This is a genomic window from Lactiplantibacillus plajomi (genome assembly GCF_005405405.1).
Classification (GTDB): domain Bacteria; phylum Bacillota; class Bacilli; order Lactobacillales; family Lactobacillaceae; genus Lactiplantibacillus; species Lactiplantibacillus plajomi.
On record NZ_BJDZ01000005.1, the window covers coordinates 58,329 to 77,052 of the forward strand.

The 18,724-nt window shown below is 50.2% G+C and carries 17 protein-coding genes; 5 read left to right on the top strand and 12 right to left on the bottom strand.

Annotated elements, in window-relative coordinates; translation table 11 throughout:
- Positions 1-23: 23 nt before the first annotated feature.
- The 5 genes from FFM82_RS02845 to hisS form a co-directional block, all read right to left on the bottom strand.
- Positions 24-1,160, bottom strand: coding sequence for a CDP-glycerol glycerophosphotransferase family protein (locus FFM82_RS02845; RefSeq protein ID WP_225425591.1), 1,137 nt, complete (start codon positions 1,158-1,160; stop codon positions 24-26).
- Positions 1,161-1,322: 162 nt separating this feature from the next.
- Positions 1,323-2,198 carry a YitT family protein gene (locus FFM82_RS02850; RefSeq protein ID WP_137644362.1) on the bottom strand — a complete coding sequence of 292 codons (876 nt, stop codon included), beginning with the start codon at positions 2,196-2,198 and terminating at the stop codon, positions 1,323-1,325.
- Between the two features lie 116 nt (positions 2,199-2,314).
- Positions 2,315-2,845, bottom strand: a complete 531-nt coding sequence (msrA, locus tag FFM82_RS02855) for a peptide-methionine (S)-S-oxide reductase MsrA (RefSeq protein ID WP_137644363.1) — start codon at positions 2,843-2,845, stop codon at positions 2,315-2,317.
- 92 nt (positions 2,846-2,937) lie between these two features.
- Positions 2,938-4,731: an aspartate--tRNA ligase gene (gene aspS, locus FFM82_RS02860; RefSeq protein WP_137644364.1), complete on the bottom strand. Its 1,794-nt coding sequence runs from the start codon at positions 4,729-4,731 to the stop codon at positions 2,938-2,940.
- 13 nt (positions 4,732-4,744) lie between these two features.
- Positions 4,745-6,028 (bottom strand): histidine--tRNA ligase, encoded by a 1,284-nt coding sequence (gene hisS / locus FFM82_RS02865; RefSeq protein WP_137644365.1) that lies wholly within the window; start codon positions 6,026-6,028, stop codon positions 4,745-4,747.
- A 389-nt stretch (positions 6,029-6,417) separates the two neighbouring features.
- On the opposite strand from hisS, the gene FFM82_RS02870 reads away from it, so the two are divergent.
- Together FFM82_RS02870 and FFM82_RS02875 are read left to right on the top strand one after the other, a co-directional pair.
- Positions 6,418-7,266: an N-acetylmuramoyl-L-alanine amidase family protein gene (locus tag FFM82_RS02870; RefSeq protein ID WP_137644366.1), complete on the top strand. Its 849-nt coding sequence runs from the start codon at positions 6,418-6,420 to the stop codon at positions 7,264-7,266.
- 298 nt (positions 7,267-7,564) lie between these two features.
- Positions 7,565-8,407, top strand: a complete 843-nt coding sequence (locus tag FFM82_RS02875) for a fructosamine kinase family protein (RefSeq protein ID WP_137644367.1) — start codon at positions 7,565-7,567, stop codon at positions 8,405-8,407.
- 68 nt (positions 8,408-8,475) lie between these two features.
- Here the strand turns inward: FFM82_RS02875 and FFM82_RS02880 are convergent, their stop codons facing one another.
- From FFM82_RS02880 to FFM82_RS13665, 7 genes are all read right to left on the bottom strand, one after another.
- Positions 8,476-9,099, bottom strand: coding sequence for an HAD family hydrolase (locus FFM82_RS02880; protein WP_137644368.1), 624 nt, complete (start codon positions 9,097-9,099; stop codon positions 8,476-8,478).
- Between the two features lie 66 nt (positions 9,100-9,165).
- On the bottom strand, positions 9,166-9,612 hold the full coding sequence (dtd, locus tag FFM82_RS02885; protein WP_137644369.1) for a D-aminoacyl-tRNA deacylase: 447 nt from the start codon (positions 9,610-9,612) through the stop codon (positions 9,166-9,168).
- Positions 9,613-9,624: 12 nt separating this feature from the next.
- Entirely contained in the window at positions 9,625-11,889 is a 2,265-nt protein-coding gene (locus FFM82_RS02890; protein ID WP_137644370.1) for a RelA/SpoT family protein, read from the bottom strand.
- An 87-nt stretch (positions 11,890-11,976) separates the two neighbouring features.
- Positions 11,977-12,306, bottom strand: coding sequence for a hypothetical protein (locus FFM82_RS02895; RefSeq protein WP_137644371.1), 330 nt, complete (start codon positions 12,304-12,306; stop codon positions 11,977-11,979).
- Positions 12,307-12,375: 69 nt separating this feature from the next.
- Entirely contained in the window at positions 12,376-13,128 is a 753-nt protein-coding gene (locus FFM82_RS02900; protein ID WP_137644372.1) for a 16S rRNA (uracil(1498)-N(3))-methyltransferase, read from the bottom strand.
- Between the two features lie 12 nt (positions 13,129-13,140).
- Complete coding sequence (gene prmA, locus FFM82_RS02905) at positions 13,141-14,091, bottom strand: 50S ribosomal protein L11 methyltransferase (protein WP_137644373.1); 951 nt, start codon at positions 14,089-14,091, stop codon at positions 13,141-13,143.
- A gap of 186 nt (positions 14,092-14,277) precedes the next feature.
- Positions 14,278-14,562 (bottom strand): hypothetical protein, encoded by a 285-nt coding sequence (locus FFM82_RS13665; protein ID WP_137644374.1) that lies wholly within the window; start codon positions 14,560-14,562, stop codon positions 14,278-14,280.
- A 243-nt stretch (positions 14,563-14,805) separates the two neighbouring features.
- Between FFM82_RS13665 and FFM82_RS02915 the strand changes: the two genes are divergently transcribed.
- The 3 genes from FFM82_RS02915 (at position 14,806) to FFM82_RS02925 (ending at position 18,686) form a co-directional block, all read left to right on the top strand.
- Positions 14,806-15,093: a hypothetical protein gene (locus FFM82_RS02915; protein ID WP_137644375.1), complete on the top strand. Its 288-nt coding sequence runs from the start codon at positions 14,806-14,808 to the stop codon at positions 15,091-15,093.
- 186 nt (positions 15,094-15,279) lie between these two features.
- On the top strand, positions 15,280-16,296 hold the full coding sequence (locus FFM82_RS02920; RefSeq protein ID WP_137644376.1) for a glycosyltransferase family 2 protein: 1,017 nt from the start codon (positions 15,280-15,282) through the stop codon (positions 16,294-16,296).
- Positions 16,297-16,331: 35 nt separating this feature from the next.
- On the top strand, positions 16,332-18,686 hold the full coding sequence (locus FFM82_RS02925) for an HAD-IC family P-type ATPase (protein WP_170178188.1): 2,355 nt from the start codon (positions 16,332-16,334) through the stop codon (positions 18,684-18,686).
- Positions 18,687-18,724 lie beyond the last annotated feature (38 nt).

Sequence of the window (18,724 nt, forward strand, 5' to 3'; positions counted from 1 at the left end):
ATCTATCATGCGATGTCGCGTAGTTATTTTGGATAAAAGTAAGTTAACGTTCGTTCGGTTGCGTGACCGTCGTTATGGGTATTCCATAACTGGTTAAATGACAGCAACGGCTGTTGCGTAACGGGAGCGGCTAAAGCGGCGCTCAATTCAGCAACCGTCGTCACCCGCGGTCCAGGTAACCAACTGGCTAAGTCCGGCTGTAACCCGACCGTCCGACTAAATTCAGCCCGGTCAAAGTCATAGAATACCATTTTTTTACAGTTTGGCAACAGTGCGTAGTCAAAAATGACCGACGAATAATCGCTCACTAAGATCGTCGCGACCGTTAACAGGTCGTCACTACTGAACTCCGGCACCGTTACGACGTTTTGCGGGTAGCGTTGAACCAACGCGTCCGCCTGCGCCGCCAAGTGCGGGTGCAGCTTGACCACCAAGAGTTGGTGCTGATTCAGACGTAACTGGTCAAAATCAGTCGGTAGTTCGAATTGCACGCCCGCCCGGTAAGTCGGTGCGTACAAAATGACATCGTGATCTTTAAACTGCGGGTAACGCGCGTAAATTGCCGCACGGGTTCGGTCGACCCAGTCCGGGTGCTGATAACGGTCCGAGCGCGGGTAACCCAACCCCCGCATCCGCGACATCGGAACGTGGTAACTGTTGGCAAACACCGCCCCCATCTTATCCGAAGCAACCACGTAATCCGTGATGTGGTTATAGACCGCTTGAAAGCGACGTTGGGCTTGCGGTGAGCGTTTAGCTGTCTGCGGGTCGTCCCAGCCAAAGGCCTTGACCGCCCCGCTGGCGTGCCACACCTGAATGACCCGCTGCTGTGGATGACGGTAAAGACCCGCGGTAAACGCGTAGTAGTTATCCACGTAAACGTCGGCCGCCCGGGTGATGACCGGCACCAACCGAAAAACTAGCGCCAGCGAATCGTGAAATGGGCGGACGGTCACCCCCGTCGTAACCAGCTCCTCGGCCGCTCGCTGCGCCGCTGGTAGATAGTAAACGGTTAGGCGGCCGGAGACCCGTTTATTCAGTTGCCGAATAAAATCAAGGTTATCACCAAAGCTCATCAAATAAATGACCGTCGTTGTCCGCCGGAAATGAGCACACCACGACACGATTCTGATCAGCCAAATATAAATTACTTTTGCCAATCCGGCACCCTCCCTATCGAATTACAACACCTGATTATAGCATACTTGTAAACGATAACGGTCGCCTTTCAGAATTCCTTTAGGCTTGCTTAAGAATTGAACCTGAAAGGGCCCCCAGCTAAAGCTGGAAGCCCCCGGATTGTCGCTTGTTTAAACGCTTGATTACGGCTTCGGTTCATAAAAATGACCCAATATCTTAACCGTATCGGAAATACTAACAAAGGCGTGTGGATCGGATTCCGCCATTGCCATCTTCAACTCGGACATTTCATAGCGGGTAATGACCGTAAACAAAATCGTCTTATCATCGTGTTGATAAGCCCCTTCGGCATTATGCACGATGGTCACCCCACGGCGAATTCGGTTTTGAACGCTATCAATCACCGTTTTTGGCCGGTTAGTAATGATCATCACCTGCATTTTTTGCTGCCGGGTATAGGTCATATCAATGACCCGCCCGTTGACGAACAGGCCCAGCGCGGAATAGAACGCGTACGGCCAACCATAAACAAAACCAGCCGCGATAATGATCAACGAATTGAACGCCATGTTGATTGTCCCGATACTGCGCCCGGTTCGACGGCGTAACACGATCCCGATAATGTCGAGCCCGCCCGTCGAAATCCCGTTTTTCAGGGCGGTCCCGGTCCCAAAACCGTTGACCGCACCACCAAATATCGCACAAATAATCGGGTCATGGGTCAACCCGACCGGTGCGATCACCTTAATCATGATACTAGACAGGGTAACCGCTAAAAAGGTGTAAACCGTAAAGCGGTGGCCAATTGCGCGCCAAGCAATGATGAACATCGGCACGTTTAAGATGAACAATAACGCCGCGGTCGAGAGTTCCACGGGCATAAACTTGGTCATTAAACTGTTGATCAATTGGGCTAACCCGGTAATGCCAGAAGAATAAATGTGGCCGGGTGTCCAAAAGAAATTCATGGCAATTGAAACTAAGATGGCATAAATAAAGGCGGTTGAGGCCTTAACAATGTCACGGTGATGCTTGGATAACTGCTGAAAATCATCCATTGACTGTACTCCTTAATGTTTTTGCTTTGGCTATTGTAACACGCCTAACCGCGAACTGACGGGCTTCGACGGTTTTCTACCAAAAGTCTCACGGTTCTCAGCAAATCCTCATTATCTCAGTCCACTTTCGGGGTTTTCGCCCATTTTTCCGCAATAAAGTCGGCGCGGCCACCAGCTTCCTGCGCAGCAAAAACGACCGGATTATTCTTATAAAAGCGCTGGTGTTCGGCTTCAGCCGGGTAAAACGGTTGGGCGTCTTCAATCGTCGTCACGATTGGCTTTGAAAAGCGTTCGCTCGCGGCCAACGCCCGCTTAGACGCTTCGGCAATCCGGCGCTGTTCGGGACTATTAACGAAAATTACTGGCCGGTAGTTGTCGCCACGGTCCTGAAACTGCCCCATCGCGTCCGTCGGGTCCGTTTGCCACCAATAAATATCAACTAACTGCTGGTAACTGATTATTTGAGGATCAAAGGTGATTTTAACCGCCTCGGTATGCCCCGTCGTGTGGGCCTTAACCTGTTCGTACGTCGGGTTTTCTACGTGGCCACCGGTGAAACCGGAGACGACGCTGTCAATGCCCGGCTGACTGTCAAACGGTTGGACCATGCACCAAAAACAACCGCCGGCAAAAATTGCTGTTTCCATTAAGATTCCTCCAATTAATTTTTAATACTAATTTAACATGCAACAAAAAGAACGTCCAATTCGCGAATCGGACGTTCTTTCGGTGAAATTACTTAGTCTTGATCGTCATCGGTCGCGGACTTGGTAATTGACAAGTCCAGGTCGGCTAATTGTTGATCAGAAACCGTTGCGGGTGCGTTAGTCATTGGTTCGGAAGCCTTGGAGTTCTTCGGGAAGGCAATCACTTCACGAATATTGTCGTTACCCGACAATAACATTGCGAAGCGGTCTAACCCGATTGCTAAACCACCGTGGGGCGGGAAGCCCATGTCTAAGGCGTCTAAAAGGAAGCCAAATTGCTCCTGGGCACGTTCCTTAGTAAAGTCCAGCGCCTTGAACATCTTTTCTTGTAACGCCCGGGTATGGATTCGGATTGATCCGCCCCCGAGTTCATAACCGTTTAAGATGATATCGTATGACTGGGCGTGGGCCTTATGCGGGTCTTCACCGTCATCCAAGTAGTGCACGTCTTCTTCGTTCGGCATCGTGAATGGGTGGTGCGCTGGTACCCAGCGTTCGATTCCTTCATCGTATTCGAAGAGTGGCCAATCAACGACCCACAAGTATTCGTAGCGGTTGTCGTCGATCAGGTCAAGTTCCTTGGCGATTGCCTTACGCAAGTAACCTAAAGTATCAGCAACGACCTTAAACTTGTCAGCGGCGAACAACAGCAAGTCGCCAGGGTGGGCGTCAGCCGCAGTCGTAATCGCTTCAAAGTCACCGTCGTTCTTAAAGAACTTCGCAACGGGACCACTGAAACCGTCATCGGTGACCTTCATCCAGGCTAAGCCCTTCGCCCCGAAACGCTTAACGTATTCGGTATAGGCGTCAATGTTCTTACGGGAGTACTTGTCAGCACCACCCGGCACGGCGATCGCCTTGACTTGACCACCCGCTGCTAAGGCGTTATCAAAGACTTTAAAGCCGGCGTTCTTGACCGCCTCAGCCATATCTTTTAATTCCATGCCAAAGCGGAGGTCCGGCTTTTCGGAACCGTAACGGTCCATGGCATCTTGCCACGTCATCCGCTTGAACGGCGCCTTAACGTCGATGCCCTTAACGTCCTTCATAACTTTTTGAATCAAGCCTTCGGTGTACGACTGAATTTCTTCGGCCGTTAAGAAGGACGTTTCCATATCGATCTGGGTAAATTCAGGTTGCCGGTCTCCCCGTAAATCTTCATCACGGAAACAACGCGCGATTTGGTAGTAACGGTCAAAACCAGCCCCCATCAACAACTGCTTGAACAGTTGTGGTGATTGTGGCAAAGCGTAAAAGTGACCCTGATAAATTCGAGAAGGCACCAAGTAGTCGCGGGCCCCTTCCGGCGTTGACTTAGTCAAAAACGGCGTTTCAATGTCGTAAAAGCCGTTAGCGTCGAAGTAGCTGTGTACGGCCTGGGTGATGCCGTTTCGGATCTTCAAGCCGCGTTGCATTTCCGGCCGCCGTAAGTCCAAGTAACGGTACTTTAAACGGAGTTCGTCCGAAACGTTAATGTTATCTTGAATATAAAATGGCGGCGTCTTAGCCTTATTCAAAATCTTGGCACTGTGAATTTCAACTTCGACCTTCCCCGTCTTCATGTTCGGGTTGATCGCGTCGTCGGCCCGGTTCACAACTTTCCCTTGAACTTCGATGACGTATTCGCCCCGAAGTTCGTCAGCAACGTCGAGGGCGTCCTGTGAAAATTCCTGACTAAATACTAGTTGGACGATGCCTTCACGGTCGCGTAAGTCGATAAAAATCAAGCTCCCGAGGTCGCGGCGCTTTCGCACCCATCCTTGCAAGGTAACTTCTTGACCTAAATACGTTTCGTCAACCAGACCCGCATAAGTCGTTCTCTTCATCAAATCTTCCTCCCTATTTTGCCGTTAAAACTTGCTTAACGTCGTTAAAAATATCCGCCATGGCCACTTTGCGTTCTTCACCGGTGGCCATTTCCTTCAGGTTAACGACCTGCGCTTCGATTTCACTATCGCCAACCGTCATGGTGTAACGGGCGTTCAGCCGGTCCGCACTCTTGAACTGTGCCTTTGGTTTACGGTCAAGGTAATCGCGTTCAGCGGTTAAGCCAGCGCCGCGAACCGCTTGGACCAGCTTTAAAGTGGTTGCGCTAGCTGCGTCGCCGATGCCAACCACGTAAACGTCCAAGTGGTCATCGGTTGGAACGGCCACCTTTTCAGCGTCCATCAACACGAGTAAGCGTTCAACCCCGAGACCAAAACCGACGCCGGAGACTTCGGGACCACCGAGTTCTTTAACCAGGCCGTTGTACCGACCACCGGCACAAATCGTGGTGTATCCCTGACCTAAGGACTTCGAGTTAGTCATGATTTCAAAAATCGTGTGGTTATAATAATCCAAGCCGCGGACCATCGTTGCGTCGACTTCGTACGGAATTTCGAGCGCTTCCAAGTAAGCCTTAGCTTGATCAAAGTGTTGCTGGGCAGCCGGGGTTAAGTAATCCAAAATCGACGGGGCGTCCGCCACAAATTTTTGATCCTCAGGTGCCTTACTATCCAAGACCCGTAGTGGGTTCTTGTGTAAGCGTTCCTTAGAATCGTCACTCAATTCGTCAAAGTGGGGTTCCAAGTAGTCGATCAACGCCTGGCGGTAATCGTCACGGGTTTGTTGGTCACCCAACGTGTTGATCACCAGCTTCAAATCGTTCAGGCCAAACTTTTTAAGTAAGTTAAAGCCCATTGCGATGACTTCAACGTCGAGCGCCGCGCTTTCACTGCCGAACGCTTCGACCCCGAGTTGATGGAATTCACGTAACCGACCTGATTGGGGACGTTCGTAACGGAACATTGGTCCCATGTAGTAAACCTTATAAGGCTTTAAAACCTGGGGGCCGTAAAGTTTGTTTTCAACGAAAGCCCGAACCACCCCGGCCGTGCCTTCTGGGCGTAACGTCACGTGGCGGTCACCCTTATCGTGGAAATCGTACATTTCCTTAGTCACGATATCGGACGTGTCCCCCGCGGAACGCGAGAATACTTCGAAGTTTTCGAACATTGGCGTCCGAATTTCTTTGAATTGGTAAGTCTTAAATAAGTCGCGGGCCGTTTGTTCAACGTACTGCCACTTTTCACTGTCACCGGGTAAAATATCCGCGGTGCCCTTTGGCCGTTGGTATCTCATTAGTTACTTCTCCTCCTTCTAATCAAATCGACAAAAAGAGCGCCCCTGAAAAAATCAAGGGCGCTCTTTGCGCGGTACCACCTTTATGAGTACTATCTGATAACGTCTGTAATCACAGGCGGAACGTTCCGTTCACCTCAAAAGCGTCTCCTCACTGCTCGCAATCCGGAATTCTCAGCGCTACCGGTCTCTGGTTAAAGCGTTGCACAGTGCTCATACTTTCTCTGCGGTCGATTTATTAACTTATGGTTAAAGTTACACGAAAAGTGGCTAAAAGTCAACTGACGCCGCTAAAATAATCGCAAGTTCTCACGAACGAATCGGTTTTTTGGTATACTATAAAACAGATTATTTAGACTTTTTAAAAACAAGATTAGTTGGTGACAAGTATGCAAGTTTTAAAACAATTTTGGCGCCAAATTACGGTTGCCGCGATTTTCATCGGGCTAGTGATCACCTTCGTTGTGATTCTCGCCGTTCATAACACGGCGGTCGTGAACATTGCGAACGTGAACATTCGTCAGGGTCCCGGAATGAGTTACGCCATCGCGGATTCAACTAATAAGGGCACTAAGGTACATATTATGAAGCGCAAAAACAACTGGTTGTACGTGCGCTACGCCGACCATAAATTTGGCTGGATCGCCAGTTGGCTGGTCAACGAGCATAATTCACAGCTCACCAAAACGACCAAAATTTCCGAAGCCACCATCGTACTGGACGCCGGCCACGGCGGTTCCGATTCGGGGGCCCTCTCCAATCAAGGAAAAATGGAAAAAACGTACACCCTGCGCGTAGCTAAGGCCGTGGCGAAAAAGCTCCGTTCAGCCGGTGCCCACGTCGTGATGACCCGCAGTAACGATTCCTACGTGGGGCTTAGCGCCCGTCCGGAAGTGGCCAATAAGCTAAAAGCCGACGCCTTCATTAGCTTCCACTTCGATAGTTCGCCGGAAAAGAATACGGCATCCGGGATTACGACTTACTATTACCATAAGTCGACCTCGTTAGCACTGGCGCAAAGCCTCAGCAACAACGTTTCGACCTTGCCGATTCCTAGTAAGGGCGTTGACTTCGGCGACTTCCTAGTTATCCGTGAAAATTCCGTCCCATCCGTCTTAATGGAGTTAGGTTACATTAACGATAAATCCGACTTTAAGACGATCAGCTCCAACCGCTACCCCAACGAAGTTGCCCACGCCGTCTACGCCGGGCTAACGACTTATTTTGCGAACCGTTAACTAAAACATACTAAGATCATGTCCGCCAAACTGTTTATGGTTTGACGGGTCTTTTTGAATTACAGTGGCCTATACGGAGCCAAAAAACGAACCTTAAGCCAAGTGGGCTGCTTGGCTTAAAGTCGTGTCCACCAGGTTTCAGCCATTTTAGGTCCCACCGGCAAGGTGAAAAGCAACCACGATTCAGGCTTGACTAATCGCAAGAAGGCGGCCTTGACTTTTGACACAGGCTCTCCTGCGTCAAACTTGAATTAACTGAATTTTCACGGTACAACTAATCTGTAAGGAGGATGTGCAGATGCAACTAAGTACAACTTGGCTTAACCAATTACCCTTAAAAGACATTCAATCGGTCCGACCAGTCAGCGGTGGTGATATCAACGCCGCTTTTGCCATTGAAACGGCGAATAACCGCTACTTTTTGAAGGTCCAACCCAACCGGGGACGGGCCTTCTTCGACCACGAAGTCGACGGTCTGACGCACCTGTCAAGGGCGGTCAGAACGCCCAAAGTCATTGCCAGTGGCACCATTGAAACGGACGGCTACCTCCTCTTAGGCTGGGTCACCGCCGGCCACGGGTCCCAGGCCCAGCTTGGCCAAGCCGTGGCCCACTTACATCAACAACGCGCTGAGCGCTTCGGCTTAGACAACGACTTTACCCTCGGCAAGATTCCCAAAATCAACACCTGGCAAACGGATTGGGCGACCTTTTACAACCACCAACGTTTAGATGTATTAGTCAAGTTGGCGCGTCAACAGGGGTTGTGGTCAGCAACCCGCGAAACTCATTTTCAGCGGTTACGCGCTAATCTTTTAGCCCAACCCCACATGCACCAAGTACAACCAAGCCTGCTACACGGCGATCTTTGGTCGGGCAACTACTTATTCAACGCCGCCGGTGAACCGGTTTTGATCGATCCGGATATTTTCTACGGTGACCGGGAAATGGATTTCGCGATGACCACCATTTTTGGTGGTTTCGACGCTGATTTTTATGCGAGCTACCAAGCAACTTATCCGCTGGATGCCGGTTACCAAGAACGTTTACCGCAGTACCAACTCTACTACCTGTTGGCCCACCTTAACCTATTTGGTGAAACTTACGGGCCAGCAGTTGACCGGACCTTAGCCAACTATTAGCTGTGACTTAAAAATTGAAAAAGTGGGACGCACCGCATCAACGGCGTCCCACTTTTTTGCGACCACCGTTAATCAACGATGGTTAATAATTCCGTTAACTGGTCCACCTGCACCTCGGGATGACTGGTAACCGTCACGAGATGATCGATATCGAACAACGCGCCGGCAATACCTGCGTTATGCCCAGCGTCAACATCTAAGTTACGGTCACCGACCATGATGGCCCGCGTCCGGTCGACAGCGTAGCGGTCCAGTAAATAGTTCAACGCCGCTGGGTCTGGTTTACGAGCAAACGGTTGCTCGGCGGTCACGGCATCACTAAAGAATTCGGCCAAGCCGGCTGCTTGCAGGTAGCTTAGCGCTTGCCGGTCACGGTGGGTCATTAAATAGTTGTGCCCGCCAGCCGCTTGAACGGCCGCCAGTACCTGCTTAGCACCAGCAAACGCGGCCGGGGCCGTCTGGTATTGCGGTTCAAAACGTTGGTAACCCGCCCGCAGCGCTTGCCAGTCCCAACCGTACTTGGCCGCCACCGTGCGTTCGGCGTGACCGACCGACTGCTGGCGCATCATCCGGTAGGTTTCGGTCGCACTAACCTGACCACCTAATTCGGTCACGGCCCGGCAAAAAGCCTTGACCATCGCCGGGTAGGTGTCCATTAACGTCCCATCAAAATCCCATAGAAATTCACGCATTCCTGATTCCTCCAAGCTCACGAAAGGGATTGGCCGCCTCTAATACAGCAACCAATCCCTAACTGATTATTTTTGATCCGTATCGTACAAAATCGTGACCGGCCCATCGTTGACCAATTGAACCTGCATGTCCGCTCCAAATTCACCGGTAGCGACTTTAACGCCACCTGCGGCTAACTGGGCATTAAATGCATCATACAATTGACTGGCAGTTTGCGGGTCGCCAGCATCCGTAAAGCTCGGCCGGTTACCGTGACGGGTATCCGCGTACAGGGTAAACTGTGAAACGGACAAAATTGCACCGCCAACTTGTTGAATGTTCAAATTCATTTTACCGGCTGCGTCACTAAAGACGCGTAAATTTAAAATCTTGTGACTAACGTAATCAAGCTCAGCCTGACCATCACCATCTTGAAAACCGACTAACAGCACGAAGCCGTGATCAATTTGGCCACGGATCTGACCATCGATTGAAACACTGGCCTGTCGACTACGTTGGACAACTACTCGCATGCACTAATCCTCCTACGACAACTTGCGTTCAACCACGTACACGTCTTGAACGTTCTTTAAACTATCAATAATTCGTTGCAAATGATCTAGGTTCCGCACACCTAAGGAAACGCTAATAATCACCATCTTGTTATGGTCAACTTTCCCGTTAACGTTGGTGAGGAACTTGGTGTTATTATTAATGACCTTCAACACGTCGTTCAGCATGCCGTTTCGGTTATAGCCCTGAATTTCTAAATCAGAATTATAATTGGTGCGGTCGCCCTCGGGGTCTTCCCACTGGACATCGATCAGACGTTCACCACGGACTTCGGCACTCTTCACGTTCGGACATTCGACCCGGTGCACGGAAACCCCGCGCCCCTTAGTAATGTACCCCACGATCTGATCACCCGGTAACGGTGAACAACAGTGACTCAGCCGAACCAGCAGGTTATCGACGCCCTGGATAATGACGCCCCCGGAAGACGATACTTTGCGGCGTTTTTTCTCCTGCTTATCGTGTTCTTCATGGGATTCCTTCGACTTCTTCTTGGACGTTTGTTCCGCCGGTTCCGCTAAAATTGCTTCTTCACGTTCCCGTTGACGGGTCGCTTCACGCTGCTTACGCACGTCGCTAGTTAAACGGTTCGCAATCCCAACCGGTTGGATGTCCCCAAAACCGAGCGCGGCCAGTAAATCATCCTCACCAGAATAGTGCATCTTCTTAGCAACCGCGTCCAACTTATCCTTGGTCATTAAGTCGTGTGGATTAAACTCAAAGTCGCGTAGCTGTTTATCCAGCATTTCACGGCCGGTAATAATATTTTCCTTGCGATCCGCATTGCGAAAAAATTGTTTGATTTTGTTACGCGCTCGGCGCGTGTAAACCAGTTTTTGCCAATCGCGACTCGGTCCGGTTGAACTAGTGGACGTCAAAATATCGACGATATCACCATTTTTAATTTGGTAATCCAACGGGACGATCTTACCGTTGACCTTGGCGCCAGTCGTATGGTTACCGACTTCGGTGTGAATCGAGTAAGCCATGTCTAACGGTCCGGCACCCTTTGGCAGTTCGGTGACGTCACCCTTCGGTGTAAAGGCGTAAACCCGGTCACTAAACAAGTCGCCCTTAACGCCTTCCATAAAGTCGGCGGCGTCCTTACTTTCATCTTGTAACTCAATAATTTCTTTAACGAGGTTCAATTTATTGCCCGAACGGGTTTCCGGCACCTCACCGCGCTTACCTTCTTTATAAGCCCAGTGGGCCGCAACCCCGTATTCAGCAACCCGGTGCATTTCAAACGTCCGGATTTGAATTTCGAGCGGTTTACCCTCAGGCCCAACCACCGTCGTATGCAACGACTGGTACATGTTGGCTTTCGGCATCGCAATGTAATCCTTAAAACGCCCCGGCATTGGTTTCCACTGGGTATGAATCGCCCCGAGGACGGCGTAACAGTCCTTAATCGAATCCACGACGACCCGAATAGCTAATAAATCGTAAAGCTGACTGAACTGCTTGTGCTTATCACGCATCTTCTTATAAATCGAATAAATGTGCTTCGGCCGCCCGTAAATCTCAGCATCCGGTAATTCCAGATCCTTTAAGGCCTGCTTAATATCCTGAATCGCAATTTCAATGTACTTTTCGCGGTCTTCACGGCGCGAGTTCATTAAGTGAACAATCCGATAATATTGTTGCGGGTTCAAATAGCGTAACGAGACGTCTTCGAGTTCCCACTTGATCGTACTAATCCCTAACCGGTCGGCAATCGGTGCGTAAATTTCCAAGGTTTCGTTGGCAATCCGACGCTGCTTATCCGGCCTCAAATGTTGCAACGTCCGCATGTTATGCAGGCGGTCCGCTAATTTGACGATCATGACGCGAATATCTTTGGACATCGCTAACAACAATTTCCGGTGGTTTTCCGCTAATTGTTCCTTATTTGATTTGTAGCGGATCTTACCGAGCTTGGTGACCCCGTCCACGATTACCGCCACGTCCTTGCCAAATAATTCTTCAACGTCACCGAGGGTCACCCCGGTATCTTCGACCACGTCATGTAAAAAACCCGACGCAACGGTTTCCGGATCCATTTTCAGGTCAGCTAAAATCCCCGCCACCTGAATCGGGTGCATAATGTACGGTTCACCGGACTGGCGGTACTGGTCACGGTGAACGTAGGTGGCAAAGTCACACGCCCGTTTGACCAGGGTCACGTGATCCTTATTCATATATTTCTGAACCATTTCTAAGACGTCTTGTGCCGTCCAAGTTGGTTGTTTTGGCATCTCTATCACCACGACTTCCACAAAATTCTGTTGATTATAAAGGACACGCCAGTTATCCACCAAACGTGCCCTACGACCGGTTTTACACTAATCTTCGCGGGGCGCGGTCAACCCGTATGCTAAGTAAGAAATGCCTAAATCGACAAGTGCCAAATAATAGACATAGGTTGGAAAAAACAGGTACAACCCTAAGAAGCAGAATAGCGGAAATAACCAGACCAACCATCCTGTCCGGGCCGTTTTTCGAATGCACCAACCAACCACTGCAGCTGAAATAAAGTCGACCACGAATAATAGCCAAACAATTTGGTGAAACCGGCTGACGCTAACTAGCCGTAAGCCCCACGGTAACACCACCCCAACGATCAGCGCAATCAGCCAGAACTGGCCGTTATACTTAAGAAACTTTTCCGTCAAACTGATTCCCTCACTTACGCTAATAGCTTAATGACTATGATTACTCATTCTACACCACCGACTAAAAAATTACACTAGTTCCGACCAAAAAGAAACGTTACTTAACAAGTAAAGTGGCGCGGTTTCGGCCCGCATGATCCGTGGTCCGAGACCGACTGGGCGAATCCCGGCCGCCGTTAGCGACGCTACTTCGGCTTCACTCAGCCCGCCTTCCGGACCGAAGATAGCCAGTAACCGTTGCCCCGCCACGACCGTCTTTAACGTTTGGACCAAAGCGCTGCTTTCACCCTGCTTGGCGGATTCTTCCCAGGCAACCACGCCGGTATCGTAGGCGACGTTGGTCCGAAGGGCGGTCAAATCGGCCTGGTAGCTGACACTCGGAATCATGGTCCGGTGCGACTGCTCCGCCGCGCCCCGGGCGATTTTCGCAAAACGCGCGAGTTTGCGTTCGCGCTTATTTTTCGCCCACTTCGCCACCGCCCACTGACTGTCAAAGAAGATAAAGGCGCTGGCCCCTAACTCGGTCCCGCGTTGAACGATCTGCTCCGGCTTATCACCCTTGGATAACCCGCAGGCAATCGTCACGGCGACCGGTAGTTCCACGTTGGGCGTCGTCACGGCGTCAACCTTAGCCGTCGCCGTTTGACCGTCACTATTAACTAACTGCGCAATTAGGACGTGCTGGGTTAGCGTCACGAATTCCGCTTGCTCACCAGGCGTCGCCCGCATGACTTTGACCCAATGTTTAACCGTTTCACCACTGACCACAAAGGTCGTGCCCACGGACTCAGTGACCGGTTCATCTAAAAAATAACGTTGCATTGCAATCCCCCGCTAATCTTCATCAGTTGGTAAATAAGCAATGATGCTGTGCCAATCACCCATTTGGGTATGTTGCGTAATTTGAAAGCCCGCCGCCGTGGTCGCATCTAACACCGATTGGAACTTTTCGTCAATGATTCCAGAGGTGATGAAATAACCGCCACGTTTTAAGTTAGCTTTAGCTTGCGGGACTAACGGGATAATGATTTCCGCTAAAATATTGGCCACGATAATGTCGGCCTGGGTGTGAATGCCCTTTAACAGGTCGTTAGCGGCAACCTGCACGTCCTTGGCGACCGGGTTCAAATCCAAATTAGCTTGCGCCGAACGTACCGCCACTTCGTCTAGGTCGTAGGCTTCAACGGCGCCCGCGCCCATTGCCTTGGCCGCGATACTGAGTACCCCCGAGCCGGTCCCGACGTCAATGAGGTGTTCACCACCATTAATGACCGTTTCTAAAGCTTGTAAACATAACTTGGTCGTCGGGTGGGTCCCTGTCCCAAAGGCCATTCCCGGGTCTAACCGCATCACTTGTTCACCAGGTTGAACGGCTTGGTAGTCTTCCCAGCTCGGCACGATTGTGAGGTACCGGGTGACCCGGACCGGGTGGTAATACTTCTTCCAGGCCGTCGCCCAATTTTCGTCGGACAAGTCAGCCATGCTAACTTCGTTGGGCTGCGGATCTAAGCCGTAGTCAGCCAATTTAGTAACCCGTTGCTTGATGGTCGGCAATAGTTCGGGAACGAAGACCGTTTCCGGGAAGTACGCCGAAATTTTAGCGCCACTCGTTTGGTGCGGAATCGTGTCTAAATCAATGATTTCACCGTAGCGGTCCGGCTTCAAGTTTAAATAATCCAAGGCATCATCGATTTTGACGCCGCTCGCACCGGCCTCCATTAAGATGTTAGAAACGGCTTCGACCGCTTCGTTTGAGGTACTGACAGTTACTTCGGTCCACTTCATTAAATTTCCTCCATTATACTGGGCTTACGGGGCGCACCCCGTGCAGCACTATACGTCTATTTCAAGTCATTATATAACAAGCAACTGACGCTTTTCAATTTTGGCTAAACGAAAGGGCCAAGAAACCGAATGTTTCTTGACCCCATTACTGACGATTGCTTTTCCCATTATGCAAAAGCAACCGTCCTAATCGTCCTCATGTTTAGGCAAATGTTTATTTAAATACTTGACCATATCCGCTTCGTGCTTAAAAATTCGTGGGTGCTTCTGCTTATGCAATCGCACGGCGATCTCATTAATTTTGACGCGACCTGTCCAAGTATGACTATACTTCACGACCACGCGATTATTTCGATGGTCCTTACCGAATTTCAACACGTAAACGCTGTCTGGAACCATCAGCGGTCGGATATATCTCTTATCGTATTCATAATGCTGCGATCGCAGAAACTGTTTCGTGCGTTTTAACATGTCGGTGATCTCTCCTTCACAACGTGAATTTGATTAAATGATTAATTTATTCAAAACGAACGTTTTATTGATATCTGAAAAATATTATAACAGATTTTAAACACTTATTGTATCAATTTACCGCGGTTCACGCAAGAAACTGCTGGTAAATGTGAAACATTCGTGTAATTCGGCCCATATTAGTCGCAATTATGATAAAATGACGACACATTGTTAGGATTAAACATTTGGGGGAATTATATCATGATATTAATTGAAAAAATATACCGTCGCGGTCACGAAGCGTTGACGAGTGTCGACCAGATTGAAAAGTTTCAAACCAACGATGGCTACATCACGTCCAACCAGGTCTTAGCCCGCGAAATCGGTGCTGACCACGAAAACTGCTTTTACAAAAATTCAGCCGGTAAACGTCAGAAAGTCGTTGCAACTAAGGACAAAGCGGGCTGGCACTTACAAACCAAAGGGGTTACCGACCCACAAGCCGATGAAATTTTACAATTACCCCACATGGAGAACGTTTGGGGCTAATCCATTACTAATGCGCGTCCCGGAGGTTACTCCGGGATGTTTTTTTGTCCGCAGGTTAAGATTTACCATTGTTTAATCATATTGATACGTAATTTCATATATAATAGTAAGTGTATTAACCAGACGTTGAACCAAACACGGTCCAACAAGTTAACTTATTGATAATAGATTGAGAGGACATTTGCCATGAAGTACCTAACGTTTGCCATTCCGAGCTACAACTCTGAGGACTACCTGCAGCGCTGCGTGGACTCGCTCTTAAAGGGTGGCGACAAGGTCGAAATTTTAATCGTTGACGACGGTTCCACCGATAAGACGGCGGCGATTGCGGACGATTATGCGGCCAAGTATCCGAACATTGTTAAAGCCATTCATCAAAAGAACGCTGGTCACGGGGGCGCCGTTAATAACGGGTTGGCCCACGCCAGCGGTAAATATTTCAAAGTCGTGGATTCCGACGACTGGTTGGACGAAGCGGCCTTAAGCGCCGTCCTTAACCACCTCGAAAGCTGGGACAATAACGGTCAAAACGTTGACATGTTAGTTTGTAATTACGTTTACGAAAACTTCTACCAACATAAAAGTTTCGTGGTCAACTACCGCCACGTTTTCCCGAACGACCAAATTTGCAGCTGGGACGACACCAAGCGCTTTGGGGTCACCCAGTACTTAATCATGCACTCGTTAATTTTCAAAACGGCCTTGCTGCGTCGCAGTGGCGTCGAATTACCAGAACACACCTTCTACGTGGACAATTTATTCGCCGCTAAGCCGCTACCACTCGTGCATAAAATTTGCTATTTGGACGTCGACCTCTACCGTTACTTTATTGGGCGGGCGGACCAGTCAATTAGCGAAGACGTGATGATCAGCCGGATCGATCAACAAATCCGGGTCACTAAACTGGTGGCGGACTGCACCCAACACGACTATGACATTTCGCCGAAACTCCGGACCTACCTCGTTCGTAGCGTGTCAGTGATGCTGGCGGTTTCTTCCGTCCACCTCCTACTGATGGGCACTAAGGAAGCCCTCGATAAACGTCACGACATGTGGCAATACGTCAAACGCTTGGACCGGCGACTTTATTGGCGGCTACGGCTTCATTCCGTTAGCGCCTGGACCTACTTGCCGACCAAGTTAGGCCGACTATTGACCGTCCTCGGCTACCGGACGTCGCGACTACTCGTTAAATTCCAATAAGTCCCACAAACGACGAACTTGGAGGTGAAGTCAAATTGGAAACTAACGTCCAGCCGTCACCGTCAAAGCGAACCGGGCTGACCACCGCGGAAGTCGAGCAACGTGTTCAGGCCGGCCAGGTCAACCGGTACAATAGTCCGGACACGCCGACCGCCGCGGCCATCGTTAAGCGTAATTTATTTAGTTGGATCAACCTCTTTTACATCGTGGTTGCCATCGGTCTGATCGGCGTTCACGCCTATACCAACCTGCTTTACCTAGTGATTATTACCATCAATTTGGTGATTGATATCCACCAGGAACTACACGCTAAAAAGTTGATCGACGAACTGTCAATTTTATCGAACAAGACGACCGTCGTCTTAAGAGACGGCCATTACCAAGATATTCAATTTACCGACGTTGTGCGCGACGACCTCATCCAGTTAACCGCCGGTAATCAAATTATTGCCGACGCGACCGTCCTGGATGGCACCGTTGAAGTCGACGAGTCGTTGCTGACTGGTGAAGCCGACGCGATCGTTAAGCACCCTGGTGACCAACTGCTGTCCGGTAGTTTCGTTGTCAGTGGCAAAGCGCTGACTCAGGCCACCAAGGTCGGTAAGGAAAGCTTCGCCGCCGGTATTTCAATCGCGGCTCAAAAGACCAAGGGGGTCGCCTCCAAGGTCATGCGGACGATGAAAAAAATCGTCCGTTTAACCAGTTACCTCGTTTTTCCGATTGGCATCCTGTTAATTTTGGAAGCCCTGTTCCTGCGCGACCAAACGACGACGTACACGGTCGTCAGTACCGCCACCGCCCTGCTCGGCATTTTGCCGATGGGCATGCAGTTACTGATCAGCGTGTCGTTTATTTCCGGCCAGGTGTTGCTCTCACAACGCAAAGTTCTGGTACAAAACCTCTATTCGTTGGAAAACCTCGCGCGAACCGACATCATTTGCTTGGATAAAACCGGGACAATCACCGAGGGTAAAATTTCGGTGCAGTCCGCCACGACCGTCGACGACCACAACTTACCATTCGAATTAAAGACTGGGATTCAGGCGTTTTTAGCCGCTACTGAAGATAACAACGCGACCTTTAACGCCCTGCAACAATATTACGGTGCGGCGAGCGACCCGGCACTGACGCCAGTGGCCATGACGCCGTTTTCTTCCGAACGGAAGTGGAGTTCGGTCTCGTTTGCCGACCACGGCACCCTAGTCTTTGGTGCACCCGAAGTCTTAGTCAAACACCAACTCGACCGCTTACCGGCCGCGGTCACCACCGCCGAACAAGCTGGTAAACGGGTGCTCTGTATGGCTTACACGCCGGCAACGCCCGCGAACAACCAGCTACCGGACGTTCGCATCCTCGTTGCGGTCATTTTGGAAGACATTATCCGTGACGACGTTGCCAAGACTTTCGCCTACTTCGACGAACAAGCTATCGCCGTGAAAATCATTTCCGGTGATAACCCGATTGCCGTCTCACAGATTGCCAAGAAAGCTGGCATCCAACAGTACGCGGACTACGTCGACATGTCACAAATCACCACCACCGCCGAACTAGAAGCGGTCGCCACCAAGTACGCCATTTTTGGTCGGGCGACCCCGTCACAAAAGAAGCGATTAATTCAAGCCATGCAAGCCGAGGGGCACTACGTCACGATGGTTGGTGACGGCGTTAACGACGTGTTAGCGCTCAAGGAAGCTTCTGGCAGTATCGCGATGAATAGTGGTAGTTCTGCGGCTAAACACGTGGCGCAGGTCGTTTTATTAGATTCAAACTTTAAGGTCTTACCCCACATTATCAAGGAAGGCCGGCGGGTGATCAACAACCTGACCCGCGTCGGCAGTATTTTCTTCGTGAAGTGTCTGTACTCGATTGCCTTATCGGTGATCTGCCTACTACTAAACTTACCGTTCCCGTTCCTACCAATCCAAATTTCGATGATCGACGGGTTGGTCGAAGGTTACCCGACCTTCTTCCTGCAGTTTGAAGTTAACAACGAGAAACTCGGCAACCGCTCGATCATTTGGGCGTTAAAACGCGCGATTAGCTTTGCCATTATGATCACGGTCGGGCTCGGAATCATGTACGCCGTCGCCAAATGGACCGGCATGCCGCTGGGACAAGCCCGCACGCTGATGTTCTTCTACACCGGTTGGGTGACGATTTACGCGCTGGCGAAGGCCTGCTATCCGTTCAACGCCTTTCGAACGTTGTTGCTCGGTTCTTCAATTATCGCCTTCTTCGGCGGATCGTTTATCTTACAAAACATCATCAGTTTACACGTCGGCTCGCTGACCAGCTTCTTCTGGATGGTCGGTATCACGCTGATTGCCAGTCAAGCCTTTTACTGGGTCATGCGGGGACTCCGCCCGTGGCTCCCCTGGCGTAACCGTTAAAATCAAAAAGTCGCAACCAATTGCCTTAACAGGCAACC